The 21,673-nt window shown below is 50.7% G+C and carries 21 protein-coding genes; 14 read left to right on the forward strand and 7 right to left on the reverse strand.

Features of this window, described 5'->3' with window-relative positions:
- Nucleotides 1-280: 280 nt before the first annotated feature.
- From ABD852_RS07310 to kdsA, 4 genes are all read right to left on the reverse strand, one after another.
- Nucleotides 281-427, reverse strand: coding sequence for a hypothetical protein (locus ABD852_RS07310; protein ID WP_345027582.1), 147 nt, complete (start codon nucleotides 425-427; stop codon nucleotides 281-283).
- A gap of 69 nt (nucleotides 428-496) precedes the next feature.
- Nucleotides 497-637, reverse strand: a complete 141-nt coding sequence (locus ABD852_RS07315; RefSeq protein ID WP_345027583.1) for a hypothetical protein — start codon at nucleotides 635-637, stop codon at nucleotides 497-499.
- A gap of 97 nt (nucleotides 638-734) precedes the next feature.
- Nucleotides 735-1,430, reverse strand: coding sequence for a phosphatase PAP2 family protein (locus ABD852_RS07320; protein ID WP_345027584.1), 696 nt, complete (start codon nucleotides 1,428-1,430; stop codon nucleotides 735-737).
- Entirely contained in the window at nucleotides 1,427-2,236 is an 810-nt protein-coding gene (kdsA, locus tag ABD852_RS07325) for a 3-deoxy-8-phosphooctulonate synthase (RefSeq protein WP_345027585.1), read from the reverse strand. The genes ABD852_RS07320 and kdsA overlap by 4 nt, the downstream gene beginning before the upstream one ends.
- Before the next feature lie 209 nt (nucleotides 2,237-2,445).
- Here kdsA and ABD852_RS07330 point away from each other — a divergent pair, with 209 nt between their 5' ends.
- Genes ABD852_RS07330 through rnc form a run of 3 tightly spaced genes read left to right on the forward strand, consistent with a single transcriptional unit; the run spans nucleotide 2,446 to nucleotide 4,750 of the window.
- On the forward strand, nucleotides 2,446-2,685 hold the full coding sequence (locus ABD852_RS07330; protein ID WP_345027586.1) for an acyl carrier protein: 240 nt from the start codon (nucleotides 2,446-2,448) through the stop codon (nucleotides 2,683-2,685).
- A 52-nt stretch (nucleotides 2,686-2,737) separates the two neighbouring features.
- Nucleotides 2,738-3,988, forward strand: coding sequence for a beta-ketoacyl-ACP synthase II (gene fabF, locus ABD852_RS07335; RefSeq protein ID WP_345027587.1), 1,251 nt, complete (start codon nucleotides 2,738-2,740; stop codon nucleotides 3,986-3,988).
- 9 nt (nucleotides 3,989-3,997) lie between these two features.
- Entirely contained in the window at nucleotides 3,998-4,750 is a 753-nt protein-coding gene (gene rnc / locus ABD852_RS07340; RefSeq protein ID WP_345027623.1) for a ribonuclease III, read from the forward strand.
- A 16-nt stretch (nucleotides 4,751-4,766) separates the two neighbouring features.
- Here rnc and ABD852_RS07345 read toward each other — a convergent pair whose 3' ends face one another.
- Complete coding sequence (locus tag ABD852_RS07345) at nucleotides 4,767-5,528, reverse strand: DeoR/GlpR family DNA-binding transcription regulator (protein ID WP_345027588.1); 762 nt, start codon at nucleotides 5,526-5,528, stop codon at nucleotides 4,767-4,769.
- A 262-nt stretch (nucleotides 5,529-5,790) separates the two neighbouring features.
- Here ABD852_RS07345 and ABD852_RS07350 point away from each other — a divergent pair, with 262 nt between their 5' ends.
- From ABD852_RS07350 to ABD852_RS07375, 6 genes are read left to right on the forward strand one after another with little or no spacing between them, the layout of a single operon-like run.
- Nucleotides 5,791-7,023, forward strand: coding sequence for an MFS transporter (locus ABD852_RS07350; RefSeq protein WP_345027589.1), 1,233 nt, complete (start codon nucleotides 5,791-5,793; stop codon nucleotides 7,021-7,023).
- A 14-nt stretch (nucleotides 7,024-7,037) separates the two neighbouring features.
- Nucleotides 7,038-8,033: a 2-hydroxyacid dehydrogenase gene (locus ABD852_RS07355; protein WP_345027590.1), complete on the forward strand. Its 996-nt coding sequence runs from the start codon at nucleotides 7,038-7,040 to the stop codon at nucleotides 8,031-8,033.
- Between the two features lie 3 nt (nucleotides 8,034-8,036).
- Nucleotides 8,037-9,488 carry an FGGY-family carbohydrate kinase gene (locus tag ABD852_RS07360; RefSeq protein ID WP_345027591.1) on the forward strand — a complete coding sequence of 484 codons (1,452 nt, stop codon included), beginning with the start codon at nucleotides 8,037-8,039 and terminating at the stop codon, nucleotides 9,486-9,488.
- On the forward strand, nucleotides 9,419-10,921 hold the full coding sequence (locus tag ABD852_RS07365) for an FGGY-family carbohydrate kinase (RefSeq protein ID WP_345027592.1): 1,503 nt from the start codon (nucleotides 9,419-9,421) through the stop codon (nucleotides 10,919-10,921). The genes ABD852_RS07360 and ABD852_RS07365 overlap by 70 nt, the downstream gene beginning before the upstream one ends.
- 26 nt (nucleotides 10,922-10,947) lie before the next feature.
- Complete coding sequence (locus ABD852_RS07370) at nucleotides 10,948-11,550, forward strand: histidine phosphatase family protein (protein ID WP_345027593.1); 603 nt, start codon at nucleotides 10,948-10,950, stop codon at nucleotides 11,548-11,550.
- A 5-nt stretch (nucleotides 11,551-11,555) separates the two neighbouring features.
- Nucleotides 11,556-12,488, forward strand: a complete 933-nt coding sequence (locus ABD852_RS07375) for a glycerophosphodiester phosphodiesterase family protein (RefSeq protein WP_345027594.1) — start codon at nucleotides 11,556-11,558, stop codon at nucleotides 12,486-12,488.
- A 3-nt stretch (nucleotides 12,489-12,491) separates the two neighbouring features.
- Here ABD852_RS07375 and ABD852_RS07380 read toward each other — a convergent pair whose 3' ends face one another.
- Nucleotides 12,492-13,955, reverse strand: a complete 1,464-nt coding sequence (locus tag ABD852_RS07380) for a glycoside hydrolase family 28 protein (RefSeq protein ID WP_345027595.1) — start codon at nucleotides 13,953-13,955, stop codon at nucleotides 12,492-12,494.
- A gap of 276 nt (nucleotides 13,956-14,231) precedes the next feature.
- Here ABD852_RS07380 and ABD852_RS07385 point away from each other — a divergent pair, with 276 nt between their 5' ends.
- The 3 genes from ABD852_RS07385 to ABD852_RS07395 all read left to right on the forward strand — a co-directional run bounded on the left by ABD852_RS07385 (nucleotide 14,232) and on the right by ABD852_RS07395 (nucleotide 17,004).
- Nucleotides 14,232-14,498 carry a hypothetical protein gene (locus ABD852_RS07385; RefSeq protein WP_345027596.1) on the forward strand — a complete coding sequence of 89 codons (267 nt, stop codon included), beginning with the start codon at nucleotides 14,232-14,234 and terminating at the stop codon, nucleotides 14,496-14,498.
- Nucleotides 14,499-14,599: 101 nt separating this feature from the next.
- Nucleotides 14,600-16,246, forward strand: a complete 1,647-nt coding sequence (locus tag ABD852_RS07390; RefSeq protein ID WP_345027597.1) for a sensor histidine kinase — start codon at nucleotides 14,600-14,602, stop codon at nucleotides 16,244-16,246.
- Nucleotides 16,243-17,004, forward strand: a complete 762-nt coding sequence (locus ABD852_RS07395; protein ID WP_345027598.1) for a LytR/AlgR family response regulator transcription factor — start codon at nucleotides 16,243-16,245, stop codon at nucleotides 17,002-17,004. The genes ABD852_RS07390 and ABD852_RS07395 overlap by 4 nt, the downstream gene beginning before the upstream one ends.
- A 43-nt stretch (nucleotides 17,005-17,047) precedes the next feature.
- Here ABD852_RS07395 and ABD852_RS07400 read toward each other — a convergent pair whose 3' ends face one another.
- Nucleotides 17,048-19,498, reverse strand: a complete 2,451-nt coding sequence (locus ABD852_RS07400) for a TonB-dependent receptor (protein ID WP_345027599.1) — start codon at nucleotides 19,496-19,498, stop codon at nucleotides 17,048-17,050.
- A 456-nt stretch (nucleotides 19,499-19,954) separates the two neighbouring features.
- Here ABD852_RS07400 and ABD852_RS07405 point away from each other — a divergent pair, with 456 nt between their 5' ends.
- Together ABD852_RS07405 and ABD852_RS07410 are read left to right on the forward strand one after the other, a co-directional pair.
- The gene (locus ABD852_RS07405; protein ID WP_345027600.1) at nucleotides 19,955-20,392 is read left to right on the forward strand and encodes a carboxymuconolactone decarboxylase family protein; all 438 of its coding nucleotides are present in this window, start codon (nucleotides 19,955-19,957) and stop codon (nucleotides 20,390-20,392) included.
- 101 nt (nucleotides 20,393-20,493) lie between these two features.
- On the forward strand, nucleotides 20,494-21,525 hold the full coding sequence (locus tag ABD852_RS07410) for an SDR family NAD(P)-dependent oxidoreductase (RefSeq protein ID WP_345027601.1): 1,032 nt from the start codon (nucleotides 20,494-20,496) through the stop codon (nucleotides 21,523-21,525).
- Nucleotides 21,526-21,673: the final 148 nt, after the last annotated feature.

Raw genomic sequence — 21,673 nt, forward strand, 5'->3', positions numbered from 1 at the left:
CGGAGGGATCTCCCGGTCCCCGTACCCAATCCCTTTCAGAGGGCTTTTTATAGCAACAGGAGATCCTTCAGTTCCACTTCGTTCCATTCAGGATGACTATCCGGCAGATGCGCTACCATTGACAACAACAGGTTTGGAGCCGCTCCGACCGGAGGGTCATCCCGACCGCAGCGGAGGGATCTCCCGGTCCCAGTACCCAATCCCTTTTAGAGGACTTTTTTCTTGCAACAGGAGATCCCTCCGCTGCGCTCCGCTTCAGGATGACTATCCGGCAGATGCGCTACCATTGACAACAACAGGTTTGGAGCCGCTCCGACCGGAGGGTCATCCCGACCGCAGCGGAGGGATCTCCCGGTCCCCGTACCCAATCCCTTTCAGAGAGCTTTTTTCTTGCAACAGGAGATCCTTCAGTTCCACTGCGTTCCATTCAGGATGACCGTCCGGCAGATGCGCTACCATTGACAACAACAGGTTTGGCGCCGCACCAACCGGAGGGTCATCCCGACCGCAGCGGAGGGATCTCCCGGTCCCCGTACCCAATCCCTTTCAGAGGGCTTTTTATAGCAACAGGAGATCCTTCGACTCCGCTGCGCTCCGCTTCAGGATGACCGTCCGGGTGGTAGCCTCCGGCTACCATTGACTACCATTGACAACATCTATTTGTCATCTCCGCTACAACGTGTTTTCGCAAAAAACTTTTTTCTCAGAATGACCCTGCGGAGGTCGTCCCCGGCTCACTGCCGTTTTTTTCGCACTTTCCTCTTCACATACGGATAGGCCAGGTAGACCGCCTTGGATGCCCCCACTCCAATACCTGCGCCTACGAGCACGTCGGCCAGCCAGTGACGGTTGTTCAACATCCTGAGCCCGCCGACTGCCGCAGCGTTGCCGAACCCGCCTACAGAATACCAGATACTTCTGTGTCCATATTCCTCGTGCAGAAAGCCGGCATTTGTAAACGCCAGCGCGGTGTGCCCGGAAGGAAAGGCGTCATTGCCATCCAGGTCCGGACGTGGGTATCTGGAAATCCATTTCAGCGTCTGGGCCGCCCCGGCCGACAAGGCGCTCGAGATGACGAAGAGTAAAACCTGCTCTTTCAGCGAATGCTTTCCCTTTACACCTGAAGCACTCAATCCGAAAGCAAGCGCCGAAGGAGCGGCCCACAGGAAGTCCTCAGCATTGGTGTGAAAACCAGGATATCGCTTCACCACCTGGTTCTGAAGTTGCCGGCTTATTTTTCCCTGGACAGCGAATCCTGCCAATGTAAGGGTTACCGGAGCAATGGTATGCTTCAGTTTTAGCGGTACGAGGGTGCTGTCGCTCTGGGCGGGAGCGGTAACTGACAGGAGGAATGACAGGAAAAACACGGACCAGGTCCTGCCTGTCCGCCGGCGTGTTAAATCTTTAACCCGGATCAAGGTGCCTGTCATATCGCTTCTCTGATTCTCACCAGCTGTACCAAAAGCGCTTCCAGCTGATCGAGCGGCAGCATATTGGCCCCATCTGATTTTGCCTTCGCCGGGTTAGGGTGTGTTTCAATAAAAAGTCCGTCGGCGCCTACCGCCACGGCGGCCCTGGCAATGGTTGAAATCAGCTTCGGGTTTCCGCCGGTAACGCCGCCGGCCTGGTTGGGCTGCTGCAGCGAATGGGTGCAATCCATTACCACGGGTACACCGAGCGATTGCATTTCGGGAAGATTGCGATAGTCGACTACCAGGTCCCCGTACCCGAACATATTTCCTCTTTCGGTAAGCGCGACCGTAGCGTCCGGGGCGACCGAGCGGATTTTTTCGATGGCAAACTTCATCGAGCCGGCAGACAGGAATTGACCTTTTTTTACATTGACGGCCTTGCCGGTTTCCGCGGCGGCGATGAGGAGATCCGTTTGCCGGCAAAGGAAAGCGGGGATTTGGAGCATGTCCACATATTCCGCGGCGAGCGCGGCATCTTTCGACTCATGAATGTCGGTCACCGTCGGGATGCCGAAGGTATCGGATACCTCCCTGAGGATGCGGAGCGCCTTTTCGTCGCCGATACCGGTAAATGAAGTCCCGCTGGTGCGGTTTGCTTTTTTAAATGAACCTTTAAAAATGTAGGGGATCCCGAGTTTGCCGGTCAGGGTGACAATCTTGTCGGCAATAGCCAGCGCCATGTCCCGCCCCTCGATGGCGCAGGGGCCGGCCATTAAGAAAAAACGGTCAGAATTCTGTCTGTCCAGATGTGGAATTGGTTGCATAATGCTTGATAAGTTAATAAAGCAATCCGATGTTCAAAATTATAGTAAAATGTTCAGTATAGCATATTTGAGATGGAGACGGGCGTTTTTCAGGAGGCCGGACGATGCAATTGTATTTTACTAAGGATAACGTCTTTTCCCTTTTTAGTTGATTAAATGGAGGATAATATATTTATTTGTGGCGTATTTAACCATTAAGCACAAACAGGATGTCAACAATTTCAGAAAGAGTTAAGCAGATTATCGTCGAAAAACTCGGTGTTGAAGAGTCAGAAGTGACTCCGGAAGCAAGCTTTACCAACGATCTTGGCGCAGATTCGCTTGATACGGTAGAGTTGATCATGGAGTTTGAAAAGGAATTCAACATATCTATTCCGGACGATCAGGCAGAAAACATTGGTACTGTAGGCCAGGCTATCAGCTATCTGGAGCAAAACCAAGGCAAGTAATAATCTACCGAAAACTTTTTCTTGAAGGTATCATTTCTCTTTACTACACTTTATGAGTTTCAAAAGAGTTGTAATTACCGGTATCGGGGCAATCACTCCTCTCGGCAAAGATGCATCTACATTTTGGTCTAATCTGGTCGCTGGCGTCAGCGGTGCTGCGCCCATTACCAGGTTTGATGCAGAAAAATTCAGGACGCGGTTTGCCTGTGAGGTGAAGGACTTCGATGTAACCGAATACATCCCTCGTCAGGAAGCTCGTAAGATGGATACTTTCACACAGTTTGCGGTAATCGCTGCTGATGAAGCAATTCTCGACGCCGGCCTTGATCTGGAAAAAATCAATCTGGACAAAGCCGGCGTTATATGGGGTTCCGGCATCGGCGGACTTAAGACTTTTGAAGAAGAGGTCATTAATTTTGCTTCGGGTACGGGCCAGCCCCGCTTTAACCCGTTCTTTATTCCTAAAATGATTGCGGATAGCGCTTCCGGCGTTATTTCGATCAAATACGGTCTGAGAGGCCCTACCTTTATTACCGTTTCTGCCTGTGCCTCCTCTACAAACGCGATCATAGATGCCTATAACTATATCAGGTTGGGCATTATGGATATTTGTGTGAGCGGTGGGTCGGAAGCGGCTGTTACACAGGCCGGGGTAGGAGGGTTTAATGCGTTGAAAGCGCTTTCGGAAAGAAACGATTCGCCGGAAACGGCTTCCCGGCCCTACGACAATGGACGGGATGGCTTTGTTCTCGGTGAAGGCGGCGCTGCACTGATCCTGGAAGACTATGAGCATGCAAAAGCCCGTGGCGCCAAGATTTATGCGGAAATTATAGGAATGGGTCTTTCATCGGACGCCTACCATATTACAGCACCGCATCCCGAAGGAATAGGTGCCTACAACGTAATGAAGTATGCGTTGGAAAGCGCAGGCATTCAGCCCTCCGACGTAGATTATATCAATACGCATGGTACGTCGACCCCGTTGGGAGATCCACAGGAGCTGCTCGCGATTGAGCGCCTGTTCGGGGAAGAGGCCGCTAAGGTGAACATCAGTTCAACCAAGTCGATGACCGGTCATTTGCTCGGCGGAGCCGGTGCGATCGAATCGGTTGCCTGTATTTTGTCAATCCGTGACGGGATTATACCGCCGACGATCAATCACTTCGAAGACGATCCGGGAATTAATCCCTCGCTGAATCTTACTTTTAACAAGGCGCAAAAGCGTGAAGTAAACATCGCGCTCAGCAACACGTTCGGGTTCGGGGGGCATAACGCTTCGGTGGTGTTTAAGAAACCAGAATGATAGGTGGAGTTGAGCAATAAAGTGCTTCAGCCGATTATCTCGTTGTTCAAGTCTCTGAGTACTGAAGAAGAAAAGAGACTTAAAAAAGCAGTCGAGGGAATCATCGGTGAACGTCCGAAAAATATTACCTTATTCCAGTTGGCTTTCAGGCATACTTCTGCCTCGAAAGAGACCAATATTGAAGGCTTTCGTGAGTCCAATGAACGTCTTGAATACCTGGGGGATGCAGTATTGGGGATGATCGTCGCCGAGTTCCTTTTTACCAAGTACCCGTTCCGGGATGAAGGATTTCTCACAGAAATCCGTTCCAGGATTGTCAACCGGGAGTCGCTCAACCAGATTGCGAAAAAACTGGGCCTCGACAAGTTTATTGAGTATGATGGCAACTTCCGGGGAATGTCGCCGCGCTCCTCGGTCTACGGCGACGCGCTGGAGGCTTTCGTAGGAGCGGTCTATATGGACAAAGGATTCTCTTTTGTCCGTAAATTTGTTATCAATAACCTCCTGACGCACTTCGACCTGGATAGCATTGTCCAGAATAATGCTAACTTCAAAAGCCAGATCATCGAGTGGGGACAGCGTCAGAACCACGAAATCCGGTTTGAAATCACCGAAGAACGGGGCAACTGGCACCACCGCGAGTTTATTTCGCAATTGTACGTAGATGATGAGCCGTTTGCGAAGGGCAACGGTTACTCCAAAAAGAAGGCCGAGCAGTCGGCCGCCGAGCAGGCCTGCATCAAGCTGGACCTCATCGGCTGATTTTCCTTCCCGGGCATCAGCCCACAATTACTTTTATGCCGGACTCTTCCAGCGATGTGATCGCTTCCGGTGCAGTCTGTGAATCGGTGACCACGTAATGAACGGCATCGAAGTCGCAGATTTTCGCAATACCTCTTTTCCCGAACTTCGTATGGTCTGCCAGAATGGCTACGGACTGGGCGCTTTCAATCATTTTCTGGTTGAGGCCGGCCTCTGTCAGGTTACTGATCGTGAACCCGAATTCCAGATCGATGCCATCTACGCCGAGGAACAGGATGCCGCACGACACGGTAGCGAGCATGTATTCTGCAAAGGCGCCGGCAACTGATGATGAATTCTGCCTGATTATTCCCCCGAGCTGGAGTACTTCCACATTTTTTCTTTCTGAAAGCTCAAGGGCAACTTTGAGTGCAGGGGTGATAACCGTTATCGGGTTGTTCGGGACCAGGTTTCGGGCGAATTCAAAAACCGTTGTGCCGGATCCGATCATAAGCGCATCGTGGTTGGCCAGAAGGGTACATGTGGCCAGCGCAATCTGCTTTTTCTCAAGAGCATTAATGAACTGTTTCTCCTGGATGGGGCGCTCAAGCGCATAGGGGTTCTGTAAAGAAGCCCCGCCGTGAGTTCTGAAAAGGAGATTTCTTTCTTCGAGGAGTTTCAGGTCTTTCCGGATTGTTACACCCGATACCTGTATCTGTTCACAAAGCTCCTGTATACTAACCCGACCGCTCCGCTGCAATTGCCCGAGTATATACTGATGCCTTTCGGTAATGGTCATGACACAAATCGTTTTCGCTGCAATAATACTCTATTCCGGCCAAAATGAAACAAAATGAAATGTTTTTGAATTTGGATCTCCCCAATTTCCCTTTATTAAATTATTTTTTGTTTAATTTTATTTAAAAACATTTCATTTTGCTTGCCGTTTCGCCCCGTTCTTATTTCATTTGTAAACAATCACCCAATAAACCCCAACCTGACATCCCAGCCTGACACCTCATACCTAACACCTCATATCTCATCCCTAACACCTAACCCCTATGTTCTACTTCGAAAAACTAGGCATCCCGCGCCACCTCTTCTGGGGATATATGGGAATTTTGATCTTTATGATGGGTGATGGCGTGGAGCAGGGTTGGCTGAGTCCCTACCTGGTTGAAAACGGAATGACCATCGGCCAGTCGGCCTCCCTGTTTACGGTTTACGGGATTACTATCGCTATATCTTCCTGGTTTTCGGGTGTAATGGCAGAAACCTATACCCCAAAGTTTACAATGGGTATCGGGTTGCTGCTCTATATCATCGGCACCGTCGGGTTTGTGGGGTTTGGTATGGAGCGGCTGGATTACACCACTATGTTGCTAACCTATGCGGTTCGGGGCTTCGGCTATCCGCTTTTTGCCTATTCATTTCTGGTCTGGATTACCTATCGTACCGGCAAAAATGAGCTGGGAAGGGCCGTGGGCTGGTTCTGGTTTGTGTTTACAGGCGGGTTAAATGTGCTGGGGGCCTATTATTCGAGCTGGGCAATCGGGGCGATCGGGTATCAGAATACGCTTTGGAGCTCTATTTTCTGGGTCTCCCTGGGAGCGTTCTTTGCGCTGGTACTCAACCGCGATCGGTTTACAACGACGCAACCGAAAACCGGCGAAAATAAATGGAAAGCACTTATGAACGGGATCACCATTGTAAAGAAGGAACCCAAAGTCGGCATCGGGGGCCTGGTGCGCGTGATTAATACCACCGCGCAATTCGCTTTCCCGGTGTTTATGCCGCTCTATATGGCAGAATTCGGTTTTACCACAAAAGACTGGCTGCAGATCTGGGGTACGATTTTTACCAGCAATATTGTTTTCAACCTGATGTTCGGCTTTATCGGCGACCGGCTAGGCTGGCAACGGACCATCATGTGGTTCGGTGGAGTAGGGTGTGCTGTCTCCACGCTGCTGTTTTTCTACGCTCCGGTGTGGTTCGCCGGCAATTATTGGATGGTTATGCTCTGCGGCGTATTATGGGGCGGGCTGCTTGCCGGGTATGTTCCACTGACCGCGCTTGTACCTTCCCTGGTCCAACACGAAAAAGGGGCTGCTATTTCCATTCTTAACCTGGGAGCGGGGTTGCCCGTTTTTATCGGTCCTGCGATTGTTGGTCTGACCATTAACAGCGTGGGGAGCGAGGGAGTGGTTTGGATACTGGCTATTCTGTATCTTATCAGCGCGTTGCTCACAAGATTTCTGACGCTGCCGGCAGAGGCGCAAAACAACCGTCATTAACACTTTTAAAAGACATGATTCGGATCTTACTGACTGCTCCCTATTACGAGGAAGCGAGAGAAAAACTGGCAGCGATGTTTGGCGAGGTGATCTACAAGCCCTGGAAAGACCATGGTCGAGGGTACCAGCCTGATGAATTGATCGGATTGCTTGAAGAAACCCGGGCAGGCGCGCTCATCACCGAGCATGATGAAGTTACCGCAGCGGTAATAGAGGCTTTCCCGGATTTGAAATTCATAAGCGTTTGTCGTGGTACGCCGTCGAACGTGGCCGTGGACACCGCTACCCGATCAGGTATCCCGGTCTTTAATACACCTGCCCGCAATGCGCAGGCCGTTGCAGAGATGTTTATCGGGAATCTTATTACGCTGATGCGCCACACGCTGGCAGGAATAGAGTGGCTGAAAGAGGGGAAATGGGAGGCAGGAGCCCATACGTCCTACCTTCAATTCAAAGGGAATGAAATAGCGGGAAAAACGATTGGTATGGTGGGTTTCGGCGCCACCGGGCAAACCATTGCCAATCTTGTAAAGCATTTTCCGGCGAAAGTTAAGTATTATGATCCTTACCTGGAGGCGGAAGACCCGGCTTACGAAAAAGTAACTATCGAAGAGGTTTTTGCGACGTCCGATGTGGTTTCCGTGCATTTGCCGGTAACCCCCGAAACCAGGGGCCTGGTTGGCGCAGCGCTGATCGGCCTGATGAAGCCGGACGCAATATTTGTAAATACAGCCCGGGCTGTCGTGGTAGAGCGGGTGGCGCTGCTGGAAGCGATCCGGAACAACCGGATCCGCGGTGCTATACTGGATGTGTTCGATCATGAACCGCCCGACGAGATCGACTACGCGCTGATCCGGCACCCGAAGGTATTGGCTACCCCGCATATAGCAGGAGCCACGCACGAAGTAGAGGACCACCATGCAGATATCCTGAACAATGCGCTGAGGGCCTACTTTGTAGCCGGAGACCGTGCCGTAAAACAATGGGTTAACCGTACCGAAAAACCATAAGCCATGACCGAAAACGTTTATCTGGTTATTGACGTCGGTACGGGAAACGTCAGGGTCGCCTTGGTAACACCTGCCGGAAAGGTGGTCGCAATAGCCGCCGATGTGGTTAGGTACCACCGGGATACACGGTATACGGACGCCCTTTATTTTGAACCTGAAGCATTGTGGGCGCAAATTCTTGAGCTGTGCCGGCGGGTGATGGCCGGTATAGACGGCGCCAGGGTTGCTGCCATTACTTCTTCCAGCCAAAGGGAGGGAGTCGTTTTACTGGACGCTTCGGGCAGGGAAGTGGCGGGTATGCCCAATATCGACCACCGCGGCCGGGATTTTGAAGACATCCTGGCGGACAAAGACCGGGTTTACCGGTTGACTGGCCGGTATCCCACTTCTCTGTTTTCTGCTTTCAAGGTTTTGGGAATCGCCCGGCGGGAGCCGGAGCGGGCTGCCCAAATTTCCGTCATGGTCAGTATAAGCGAATGGGTGCTGTTCAGGCTGAGCGGTAAGACCTGCTATGAACATGCGCAGGCTTCGGAGACCCTTCTTTATGATGTGGAGAACAGGCGCTGGTCGGAAGAACTGTGTGCAGATTTTGCTATTGACCCCGCTATCCTGCCGCCGTTGGCCTATGCCGGCGATGTGTTGGGCGATGTGCTTCCGGAATGGGCCGGCAGGTTTGGTATTTCCCCCGGAACAAAGGTTGTAGTAGGCGGCGCCGATACACAGCTTGCCATACTGAGCACGCTTCCGTCTACCGACGACGTGGTGATTGTCTCGGGCACTACGACCCCCGTAGTAAAGATTGTTGATCAATATATTACGGATGACAGGCAGCGCACCTGGACCAACAGTCACGCCTTAAAGCAATTGTTTATTTTGGAAACGAACGCGGGCGTGACAGGGTTGAACCTGCAGCGATTTAAAGCGATTTTTTACCCGAATGAGCCGTATGAGCAGATGGAGAGGGAAATACTGGCTGCTATTGACAAAGGACCGCAATGCTGGGCTGCACTCGGTTCATTGATCGCCGACGAAAAACGACCCTTGATCCGGGGCGGATTTGTACTGCCTACGCCGCTTCACCACGAGCTGACCCGCGGTGATTTTGCATTTGCCCTCTTGTGGGACCTGGCTTGCAGCATTTACGAAAATTACCGGAATCTGTGCGATGTGGTGCCGCACCGGGAGCCCTATCTCTGGGCATGCGGCGGCGGTATGCAAAGCACTTTGCTACTGCGCTTTTTGGCAGGGCTTACCGGCAAAGAAATACGCGTGCGGACGCATTTCACGCAGTCGACGGTAGCCGGCGGAGCGGTTATCTGCAATTCGGTATTGCAACTTGCCGAAGAAATGGATGCAAGTTTTGAAGCGACCTTACCCGACGGCGAATGGGACACGACCGGCTGGTACAACCGCTGGAAGAAGAACCGGGAAGCCCTGAAACTACATCAGTCATGAGCGAAGCATTTTTCCTGGGAATCGATGTAGGGACCCAGGGAGTGAGAGTAATATTAACCGACGAAAAAGGCGTTTTGTCGGGGGCCGAGCAATCCGGGATCAACCTGACGGATGCTTTCAGGACCGAGCAGGATCCTCATGCATGGTGGGAAGCCGTGCAGCTTTGTGTCGGAAAAGTATTGGAAGAACAACCGGCGGCGGTACGAAGTCGTGTTGCTGCCCTCTCCGTCACCTCCACTTCCGGAACCGTTATCCCGCTGGATAAAGAAGATCGCCCGTTGCACGCTGCCCTTATGTACAGCGATACGCGCCAGGAGGAGGAAGGGCGGTATTGCCGGGAGTTGGCTTTGACATACAACCCCGGCGGTTTTACCGCCTTTAACGCTTCCAGCGGCTTGTCCAAAATACTCTGGTTTGCAGGGCGTTACCCGGAAAAGGCGGAGCAAACCAGGCGCTGGGTACACGCAGCCGACTATATTTTTGGGATGCTCTCAGGAGATTTTTCTACTACCGATTATACCAATGCGCTTAAGACCGGCTACGATGTGGCAGGTTTTAGATGGCCGTCCTATATTACGGAAGCGCTGCCCGTAGAAAAAGAATGGCTGCAGGAGGTGGTCCCTTCCGGGAAACCCACAGGTGTGCTGCTTCCGCATCTGGCAAACCGTTGGCGGCTCGGGAATGTGCGGGTGGTTGCGGGGATGACTGACGGGTGTGCCTCCCAGGTGGCGGCAGGCGCTGTTCGGCCGGGGGACTGGAATACAACCATCGGCACTACCCTGGTGGTTAAAGGGGTTACGCTGAATGAAATAAAAGATCCGCTGGGAAGGCTTTATTCCCACCGGCATCCTGCGGGAGCGTGGATGCCCGGGGGGGCAAGCAACACGGGCGCTGACTGGATCAGCCGGGAATTCGGGGAAGATCTTCAGGAAATGAACCGTGAAGCAGCCGTTCTCACACCGACGCATTTTTTGTCGTACCCGTTGCGGCAAAAAGGCGAACGGTTTCCGTTTGTAAATGAGGCCGCGAGGGGTTTCACCGATCCGTCGATTTCAACGAAAGGACAGGAGTTTGCAGCGGGATTGGAGGGGGTAGCTTACGTTGAACGATTGGCATACCGGCTTGCGGAAGCTTTATCGGGCGAGCGGGTACAGGCGATTTATTCGGCCGGTGGCGGAAGCAACAGCGATGTCTGGATGCAGATTCGCGCAGACGTGCTGAACCGTCCGGTCCTGAAAACGGCCAATGCGTCGGGAGCGATGGGGGCGGCAGTCCTGGCAGCTTCTCAAACCCGTTATAGCGACCTTGCCGAAGCTGCCGGAGCGATGACCCATATTGAAGCCGGATTTGACCCGCGTGCTCCCGCTTTGTATGAAGATGATTTCGGAAGGTTTGAAAACCTGTTACGGAAAAAAGGATATTTGAAAGATTGAACGTGTACTAACATTCTTTAGAAGAAATGCTCACAGTTTATTTGCTCCGGCATGGTGAAACCACCTGGAATGCCGATGGTAACCGTTATTGTGGCGCCAGCGACGTAGAACTGACTTCCCTTGGCCTTAGCCAGGCGCAGCAGGCGGGCGAGTTACTCCGGGATACAGAGTTTGATGCTGTCTATAGCTCGCCCCTGCAGCGGGCCTTTATAACCGCGCAGCTCGCTTCGGGGCGGCAGGCGTCCGGAGTATCGACTGATCCGAGGTTGCGGGAGGCTTCATTCGGAAGCTGGGAAGGGAAGCGGAGAAGCGAGTTTATTGCCGAAAACCCGGATTTGTGGACGGCATGGGACCTTTCACCGGAAACTACCCGTGCCGGTGGTACCGGTGATACCGGAATGGATATTGTCACCAAAGCGGACGCTTTCTTCAGGGACGCTTACCAGGCGCATCCGGAGGGAAGGATTCTCGTCGTAGCACACAATACCGTAAACCGCTTTTTCCTGGCTCATAAGCTGGGGATGCCGCTCCGGAATTACCGGCGAATCGTACAGAAAAACTCTGCCATCACGCGTTTTACGATGGATGAGAACTATGAAATTGAACTGGAACTTTTGAATTGCCGATAACCGATATGAGAAATAGCTGGCTGAAAGGCATGCTGCTGGTGGGGCTGGCATTGGGCGTAGTCCCGGTGACAGGACAGGATAAGTTACACGTGATTGCACTGAAAAAACCGAAGGAGACCCACGCCTTCCTGCAATTTTCTAAGGGAGATCTGCCCGTGATCGCCGGTCACCGCGGCACCGTTGAAGACGGGTTTCCCGAGAACTCGATTGAGGGAATGGCGCATACGCTGAAGTTCACCCCCGCGATTTTTGAAATAGATCCCCGTCTTACAAAAGATAGTGTAATCGTTCTGATGCATGATGCGACCCTGGACAGGACGACCACCGGTACCGGCAAAATCGGCGACTATACCTATGCGGAACTCCGGAAGCTTTTCCTGAAAGACGCAAAGGGAAATGTGACGCCGTACAAAATTCCGACCCTGGAGGAGGTGTTTGAGTGGGCGAGGGGGAAAACGATTGTAAACCTTGATCAGAAAGGTGTTCCGTACGCAATGATCGCCGACCTGATCAGGAAGAACAAGGCGGAAGCCTTTGTAATGATCACCGCGCATAGCGTAGAGCATGCCCAGTTTTACCTGCAGCGCAATCCACAGCAAACTTTTTCGGCCTTTATGCGTACGAGGGAGCAGTTTGACGCTTATGAAAAATCCGGGATTCCTTTTAATCAATTGATGGCTTACATAGGGCCCGAGGTCAAGGAAAGCAACCGGGAGTTGTATCACCTGATCAATGGAAAAGGTGCAATGGCTATGATTTCTTCTGCTTCCACTTACGACAAACTGCCTGACAAGGAGGCGCGGAAAGAACGCTATCGTGCCATCATCAATGACGGTGCGAGCGTATTGGAAACAGATTTTCCGATAGAAGCAGCCGGTGCCATCCAGTCTATGTACCCTGAAAAAGCACCGAAGCGCCGGTTTATTAAAAAACGATAATGGCTACTTTTTTACGACGCCGGTAGATTTGTAGCTATAAATCCATTCTCTTTTATCGGGCTTGGCTACCTTGGTTCCGGTGAAGGCAGCGCCGTGCACGTCATCCAGTACGACGGCTGTACGGTAGTCTTTTTTCTCACACGACAGTACCAGGCCCTCTACTTTAAGGTCCTTTACGTGGCGCACGTACAGTCCCCAGGCCGGGAGCTCGTCAAACATGGAAAACTCCGGATAGAATTCGGGGTTTTCCGGTACTTTATCCAGCTCGTCGAGCCCCACTTTGGCGAACATCGGATTACCGCCGCCGGGGTACCGGATTTCGATATTTTTTAAGGTTACATTCGAAATAAGGGCGTCCGGCATGCCGGTTATACCGGCCGGGGAGATGTTGCGGGGCATATCTTCCGTCGGTCCCTCATATTCATAGCCTGCGTCGGGTTTGGTGGCCGGTACTTCCACGTACATATTAGACAGGTGGATATTTTCCATACGCCCTTTCTTGCCTTTTATGCGTTCGCCTATGCGCAGGAAAATGGCATTTCCAGTATTAAAGGCTTGTACACTGTCTACCCAAACATTTTCGACAAAGCCGCCATCGACTGCCGCGAGCGTTACTGCTGACCGGTAAGTGTCGTATACCTTTACGTTTGAGATTTTTACGTTGCTGAAACCGCCGTAGGAAGCCGTTCCGAATTTAATTCCATTTGCGCTGGACCTTACGGTGCAATTTCGTACCACGATATTTTGGCAGACTTTACCGGCGTCATGAGATTTGAGGCAAATTCCGTCGTCATCCGAGTCAATAAACGAGTTGGTAATGGTCACATCGTCGCAATCCACGATATCGATCCCGTCGTTGTTCCAGTAGGCCTTGCTGTCCACGACGATACTGTCGAGCCCTACTTTCCTGCACTGGTCGTAAATCTGGACCCAGCTTGACGAATTCCGGAGTGTGACGCCGGTTACCTTTACGTTCTCGCAGGATTTGAAATACACCAGCACCGGCCGGCATTCGGCCTCGGGCCTGTCGAAACGGAAAGCATCTTTGATCAGGCCTTTGTGGATCATGTCCACAATATTGCGGGCAATATAGCGGCCTTGCCCGTCGATGATGCCTTTACCGGTAATGGCGATCTGCTGTTGGTCATGAGCAAAAATCAGCGAGGTCCAGACTTTACGGTCATAATCCCATGGGTTTAGAGAGCCGACCAGTACGGCCCCTTCTTCCAGGTGGAGCGTGACATTCGATTTCAGGTGAATGGAGCCGGTCAGGTACCTGCCCACAAAAAAGACCAGGCGCCCGCCCCCGTTTGCGTGGATATAGTCGATGGCGTATTGAATGGAGCGTGTGTTAAGCGTTACCCCGTCCGAGTAAATACCGAAGAGCGAAGCCCTGTAATCTTTGGCCATTGCCGGGAAAACGCTGATAAAAAAAAGCAGGAGGATAACGTATTTTTTGAGGCTCATATCAAGGGGAATTAACCGGTTTTGCTTGTTCGGGTGATTTATCTATGGTAAGGCGGGTTTTGCCCGGTTATACCTGGTTTTCAGTTGATTTTGTTTGGCATTCCTTCGTGTATTTCTCTATCTTCGCGGAAAAAGCATGAACCGTAAAGCTTGTCTTCCCCCGCCGCGGGTTTAGATTTTCTGCGTTATCCAGAGTATTCCGGGCTTTAATTCGCTCGGGTAACTATCCTTGGTTATCAATCTTGTTAATCTGAATAACCTGCAAAGACATTCTTTATGAAGAAATCATACCTGGTATTACACACGGCTGTAGTGCTTGCGGGGTTTACCGGCGTGTTTGGTAAGCTCATCTCTCTCAACGAAGCCCTCCTGGTCTGGTACCTCGAGCCTGTGTATGCGATTCTCATAGCCTTTCTGTTCTTCGGTGAGAGCAAAGAAGTGAACGCTTCTTTTTATGCCGGGTTGGGGCTGGTAATGTTTTCTGTGCTGCTGCAAAGCTATCTCACGGTCAAAGCGCGGCGGCAGGAGTGGAGTGACGGGTAATTTTGTCGTGCATTTTACACATCAATAGATACCAAAGGCACATTCCCGTAGCCCCGTTTCAGGCACTTTTTTCATTTTTGCCTGAAACAAATTCAAAAAATATGAAAAAATGGAAATGGCTGTTTTTTGTGCTTGTTGCGCTCCTGCAGGGGCCTCTGAATGGGCAAACGCTGGTGCTTGATTCTGCAACCAACCGTTTTTTGATCAATGAACCCGGCGACACGCCGCGACTGGACCTGGTGATCCGTAGTTTTACAGATTCGGAGAAACGTAAAATTCCGCCTGTTGCGGTTATTGATACCCTCACAAAACCGACATTCGAGACACAGTCGAACGGGTTCCACCGCGTACATGCGGGTCGAATGGCTGAACCCATGACAGTGGTGGTCAGGGGAGGCGGGGATTTGCAGGAAGGTTGCTATTTTAAGGTAAACGGCTTGAGGCCCGGTCCTGACGAGAGTGTTCTCCCGATAAGGTCCTACCAGATCGGCAACGAGCAATGTACGGCCGGTCCACAGCTCCCATTTGGTGTTGATACCGTATCTGTTTCCCTTCACCGGGCCGACGGGACGCTGATAAGTCGTCTGCAGATAGACTTTTTCTATCCACAACCTGAGCTGTTGTACGTGTACGTAGCGCCGCTCTATACCATGGAACTTTCGGATACAACTAAATTAAGAAGGCTGTTCCCCTACGCAAATCGCGCTGAAACGACCTATTCTGCTCCGAACGCCGTACCGGATACACTTTCTATTGCGGAGAATACGATGTATTTCGGGTTTAAGAAGGCTTATTTTGATGGTAGGGTACAAGCTACGCGTATTCGCTACCGAACACATGATAAGGGGCAGTGGATGCATTCTGTGAAGGAAGTTTTTCCCTATATTGAACTTGAGCAGAGAGCTGATAACTGGACCTGGATGGAAGACGGGGCCTACCAGCTGGAATATTCCTACACGGGTACTGCCGGGAGCAAGGGTACCTATCCCTTTGCTGTCGATCACCATTGGATTTTCAACCTGGGCTATTACGCCCAACTTTTAGTGCTGATCCCGGTTATGTTGTTTACAAAGCCTTGGTTTACAGCTTTGTGTGTGCTATTGATCGCTTTTTCGATATTTGGCAATAGGATCAGGAAAACCCGTGATCTGGCCAAAAAGGCAAATCTCGAATTACAAGCGATTCAATCGCAGCTCAATCCGCATTTTGTTTTTAATGCGCTGAGCTCTCTACAGGGGTTGATCAATAGCCATGAAATTGACCGTGCCAATAATTATTTGTCGGGGTTTAGTAAACTACTGCGGAATACGCTTTATCAATCCGGGAAGGAAATGGTTCCGCTGGCAACTGAAATCTCCAACCTGGAAAATTACCTGAAGCTCGAACAATTGCGGTTTGACTTTCAATACGAGATTTTCGTTGATCCTCAAATTGAGCACCTTCAAATTGAAGTGCCGGCCCTTCTGATACAGCCGGTTGTCGAAAATGCGATCAAACATGGTATTTCTGCACTCGGGAGCAGGGGGCGTCTTGCACTTACCTTTTCAAAAGCAAATTCGGATATTCTTATTGAAATTGAAGACAATGGCAGCGGGTATGACGGTTCTGCCGGAACAAACGGGAAGGGCCTGGATCTTACCCGTGAACGAATTCAATGGCTCAATAAAAGCGGGTACTCAAGTAAAATGAATACGGTTGCGACACCTACCGGGACTACCGTAACCTTTTGGTTAAAAAAATGGTTATGATACGTGCTATTATCGTCGATGACGAACCCAATAACGTAGATAATTTAAAGGCACTGCTGAAAAGACACTGTCCGCAGGTTTCGGTAGCGGCTGAGGCACATCATGCAGATCATGCGATCGAGGTTATTCATACGTTTCGGCCGGACCTTGTTTTTCTCGATATCCTGATGCCTGGGAAGACCGGCTTTGACCTGCTTAAGTCATTGCAGAGGGCTGATTTCGAGGTTGTTTTCGTGACGGGCTTTGACCAGTTTGGTATTGAAGCCATCAGATTTTCGGCCGTCGATTACCTGCTGAAGCCCATTGACCCGTTAGAGTTGCAGTCGGCGGTATCGAGGGCTACGGCTAAAATTCAGGAGAAACAACAAAACTTGCAGCTTCAGAACCTGGTACAATTGTTATTGCATGAGAAGCAGAAATCCGAACATAAAATAGCTCTTTCATCGTCAAAGGAAACGAGATTCGTCAAAACCGGCGAAATTGTCCGTTGCATTGCGGAAAATAATTATACCCTGTTTTTCCTGGAAAGCGGGGAGAAGATACTGGTATCCCGGCCAATGTTTGAGTATGATGAAATGTTGGCCGCGTACGGATTTATCCGACCGCACCACTCTCATCTCGTCAATTTATCATACGTAAAGAGCCTTCTGAAAGAAGATAGCGGATATCTTCTCATGATGGATGATTCGAAAATCCCGGTATCGAGGATCAAGAAAGAAATGGTCAAAAAGGCTTTGTCCAGGGGCGCACGTGACTGACCGGGTAGTCACGCGATCACGTATCCCCCATGATAAGGACAAGCTACCCGCCATTTTGTACATCGTCGTTCCGGATGCCCCGCTTGTTCTTCTTTACGGCATCTTTCAATTTGCCGAATTTGTAATTGACGGATAGGTTAAAGGATCTGAAATAGTCATTTCTGAAGCTGGTTTGCATAAAATCCGGACCTGAAGTAGTTCGCCTGTCCGTGCGGAATTTGCGAAAGGGGTTGTTGACGGATACAGAGAGCGAGAGCTGGTCTTTCATCAGGTCTTTACTGCCGCTAAAGGAGGTAAAACTTGCGCCATTCGACTTGCCCTGTAAATTGATACCGCCATTGTACGCGCTGATATTCGCGTTCAGCCGCCAGCTTTTTTCAAACCGATAGGAGGTAGCTGCAAAAACCTGGGCCATGATTCCGCTGTTGGTAATGGTTACGCCGTTCACGGTGCCCGTTACTTTACCGTGTGCGACACGTGCGTTCATGTTGTAGCTCCATTTTTTTGTGATCGGGTAATTGAAACTCATTTGAGTCATTAACAGCCGGGCGGAACCTGTATTGCCATAGGTGGTTCTGTTGATTCCGGTAGCGGCGTCATAGGTAGAAACCTGGAAAATCAGATCCCTGAAAAACATGCCGCCAATACTGATATTGAACGAACCCTTTTTGGCCTGGTTATAGGAAAGCTGGAGATCATTTACCAGTTCATTGCGCAGGTTAGGGTTGCCAGTCCGCTCGAAGTTTGGATTGGAACGGTCTACGAAAGGATTTAGCTTATAAATGCCCGGACGTTGTATTCTTTGGGTATATCCCAGATTGATACCGTTGTTGTTTTTTTTGAATTTCCTGCTAATCGAAGCAGAAGGAATCAGGTTGAGATAGTTTTGTTTTACGAAGGTTTCGGAGGAAACAAAATCTGCGGTCATGATGGTCTGTTCCAGGCGCGCGCCGGCTTTGAAGCTCCAGTTTTTCAAATTGTACTGGTAGGTGTTATAGGCGCCGTATACGTTTTGCTCATTGGTAAACCGGTTGCTCATTAGTGGGTCCGTTTCAAACTCACCTTTATCGGCGTCCCAGGAGCGGTGCTGGAAATCACTGTTGTTTTTCCTGAGAATTGCCTTTAAACCGGCTTCCATCGTCCATTTTTTTATGGGGTATACGTAATCCAGCTGGAAAGTCTGCTCGGCAAATTTCTGATCGTTGACCTGCCGGTAATCCGGCAGATCGTAATCGATCCGGTCGGAAATAGACAGTGCGGTGGCCATATCGTTGCCGAAGCTATAGTAGCGGTATGAAAAAGTCAGGAGCCGGTTTTTGTCGGCTCTGAAGGCTTTCTGATAGTTCAGCGAAGCGTCCATCCCCCTGCCTCGTCCTTCGTTCCTGTTGTCGAGAAAATACTGTTGCAATACATCCTTTTCTCCGGTGAGGCGGGAGCTTTGGTCGCGTTGTCCTTTGGTACGGTTTCCGTTCAGATTAAACTGCCCGGAGATTAAATTCAGCGTATCCAGCTCATAGCTTACTTCGTAACCGAAATACCCGCCCCGGCTGTCCTCCGAGGCCGATCCCTGCTGCCACAGAAAAGTGGGGTCCGTCCCGATGGTATTCCTGTCGATCCAGGTCCGGGCAGAGGGTGTGTTGTAGATATTTGCGCCGGCCATGGCAGTCATCCCTAATTTGCCCGTTTTTACCGAAAACGACCCGCCCAGCGATGGGCCGCCTGCCGGAAAACGCTCGCTCACATTGACCGAACCATTGTAGCCGTTATCCAGCTTTTTGTTGGTGATGATATTGATAATTCCTGCCAGTCCTTCGGCATCGTATTTGGCGGGAGGGGTGGTAATTACTTCAATCCGCTCAATGGTAGAAGCCGGAATGGTTCGCAGCACTTCCTTGTAGTTTCTTTCCACCATGCTGGACGGCTTGCCATTAATCAGGATCCGGAAATCCGTGCTCCCTTTCATGACGATATTGTTGTCTGCATCCAATGCAAGATAGGGCACTTTTCGCATCATGTCCAGCACACTGTTCACCTTGCTTTCCGGGTCTGCCTGCAGATCATACGTGATCCGGTCGACTTCCTGCCTGACAATCTGCCGGGTTGCGGTAACCTTCAGCTCCTTCAGTCCTACCGTTTCGGGGCCTAGCAAAATCTTTCCGAGATCAATAGCATTGGCGCTGTTGCCGGATACAAGGAGTGGGATACGCCTGGCCTTGTATCCTACGCCGACCGCTAACAGGGTGTACCGGCCCTCCCTGACTCCGGCCAGGGTAAAAGTGCCGTCCGATTTGGTATAACCGGCCTTCACAGGCGTTTCGTTGGCTTCCAGTAAATTGATGGTAATAAAGTCCAGCGCCTGTCCCGAAAGCGAGTCTTCAAGCATACCTCTCACCCGGTACACAGGCACATTTTCCTGGCCCAGGGTTTTTTTTTCAAATGCAAGCAGGCTGAGCAACAGCGCCAGCCAATGCAACGCGGATAGTTGAATTTTCATTTCTCAAAATATGGGGCCGGTTTTCCGGCCGGTGGCTAATAGATGCTACAGGTAATAGGAATCCCTCCTAAGAAATTCGTTTTCTTAGGAACAGAGGCAGAAAATAAGGTTTAAACGCGGCGTTAAACCGCGATGAAGGGTTAACCGAACGGCGTGGACTTATTGCGCGCTCGTTACTGGCTGCAGTTCGCGCCCGCGGCTAACCCTTCAGGACTCGCGGCTATTTCATGGCTAAATAATTATCAGTACAAATGTATGACACGGTACTTTGTATTGCAAGGTTCCTTGTGAAAAAATTTTTAACCTTTCTTCCTGCCCGGTGTGTGGGGGCGGGACATAAGGATAAACTATCCCGTATCCATGAGCTGACTTCTTGTATATTCGCGATGTATGCGGTCATGGGAGTGATGCTGCCCTTTCGGCCAACCTTTAGATGATAGTGAACTTAATATTGAAATGGAAAAAAGACTGATGTTACCAAAAGCCGATCCGAAGGCTTATGAAGCGATGCTGGGCCTGGAAAAATACCTGGCGCAAAGCGAGTTGGATAAGAAATTGCTGGAACTGATCAAAAACAGGGCTTCCCAGATAAACGGGTGTGCATACTGTATCAACATGCACGTACGCGACGCCCTGAAAAATGGCGAAACGGCACAGCGCCTGTTTTTGTTGAACGCCTGGAGAGAAACCGACCTGTTTACAGAAAAGGAGAGAGCCGTGCTGGCATTGACGGAAGCCATGACGTTGATTGCCAATCAACCGGTGTCAGACGAAGTTTATGAGGCAGCCAGGGAACACCTGACGGACCGGGAGTTTGCCGCGGTTTTAATGGCCGTGGTAACGATCAATGGTTGGAACCGGATTGCGATTACAACGCAAACTCCGTTGGATTAACCATCAGGAGAAGATTGTGTTGTATTTTTTATGAAATAGGTTGTATTTTCGATATAAAATACCCTCGATCCGACATCGTGGATATTAATTATCGGAAAGTCATGCAGCACACTATAAAATATTTTTACTGGATAAGCGCCATTTTTTTGGCGACCGGTTGCGGTACAAAACCTATTGGCGCCGGCAGGCAGGCGAAGGTAGCGCAACAGGTTTGGGTGGTCACCGGAGCGTCAAGCGGTTTAGGGCGGGGGATTAGTTTACAGGCGGCCGCGTATAAGGCCAGGGTTGTATTGGTGTCCCGGAACCGCGAGGAACTGGAGACAATAGCCGGAGAGCTTCAAAGTTCGGGCGCAGAAACCATGGTCGTACCTACCGACATCGGCGATTCATCGGCTGTTAAAGATCTGGTCGACCGCGTTGTGCGCGAGTGGGGGCGAGTGGACGTCTGGGTTAACAATGCTGGTGTAACGGTCCTGGGTGATTTTACCAAAGTGCCGCTGCGCGAACATGCACGGGTGGTGGATGTTAACCTTAAAGGGACGATGTACGGCAGCTATTTTGCTATACAACAATTTCAACGGCAAGGGTACGGAAAACTGGTTAACATAGCCTCAGCCGAAAGCCGGCTTCCGACTGCCTACCAGGCAAGCTATGCTGCTACCAAAGGGGCATTAATTAACCTGGGTAAGGTAATTCGCCAGGAGCTCCGGTTGTCTAAGCAGAGCGGGATCCGTGTGGTTTCCGTTGATCCCTGGGCGCTGAACACGCCTATATGGGATAATGCTGCAAATTATAGCGGTCACGCGCCCAGGATGAGCCCTATGGACAGGACCGGCAAGGCTGTTAACGCGGTGATGCGCGCCGGTTCCGGAAACCGGAACCGGGATTTGAAAGTCGGTTGGAAAACCCATTCCGCCTATGCCGTGCATTGGTTATTTCCCCGTATTTCGACCAGGATAGCATCCAACATCGTTCACCGGCATCAAATGGAACTATCTCCTCCGGCTGAAGACACTTCAGGTAATCTGTTTACGCCGTCAAAAAACAATGAAGTGGAGACTGATGTTCGTAAACGTATGAAAGAGGAAAAGAAAATCTACAAAAAGAGAAAAAAGCAGGCAGCCAAAAAGTAGTTCCTGTCCTTTTCGGACCGCTGTTGGGTGGTATTCTTTTCAGAAACCTACCTGGTTTTATCGGGGGGCGGTTTTTTTTCCCCCGATGCGTGGTTGAAATAAGTATTCTCCGTTATTTGTGTGACAATCCAACCCTGACCAACAAAAC

The organism is Ravibacter arvi (genome assembly GCF_039540405.1).
GTDB lineage: Bacteria > Bacteroidota > Bacteroidia > Cytophagales > Spirosomataceae > Ravibacter > Ravibacter arvi.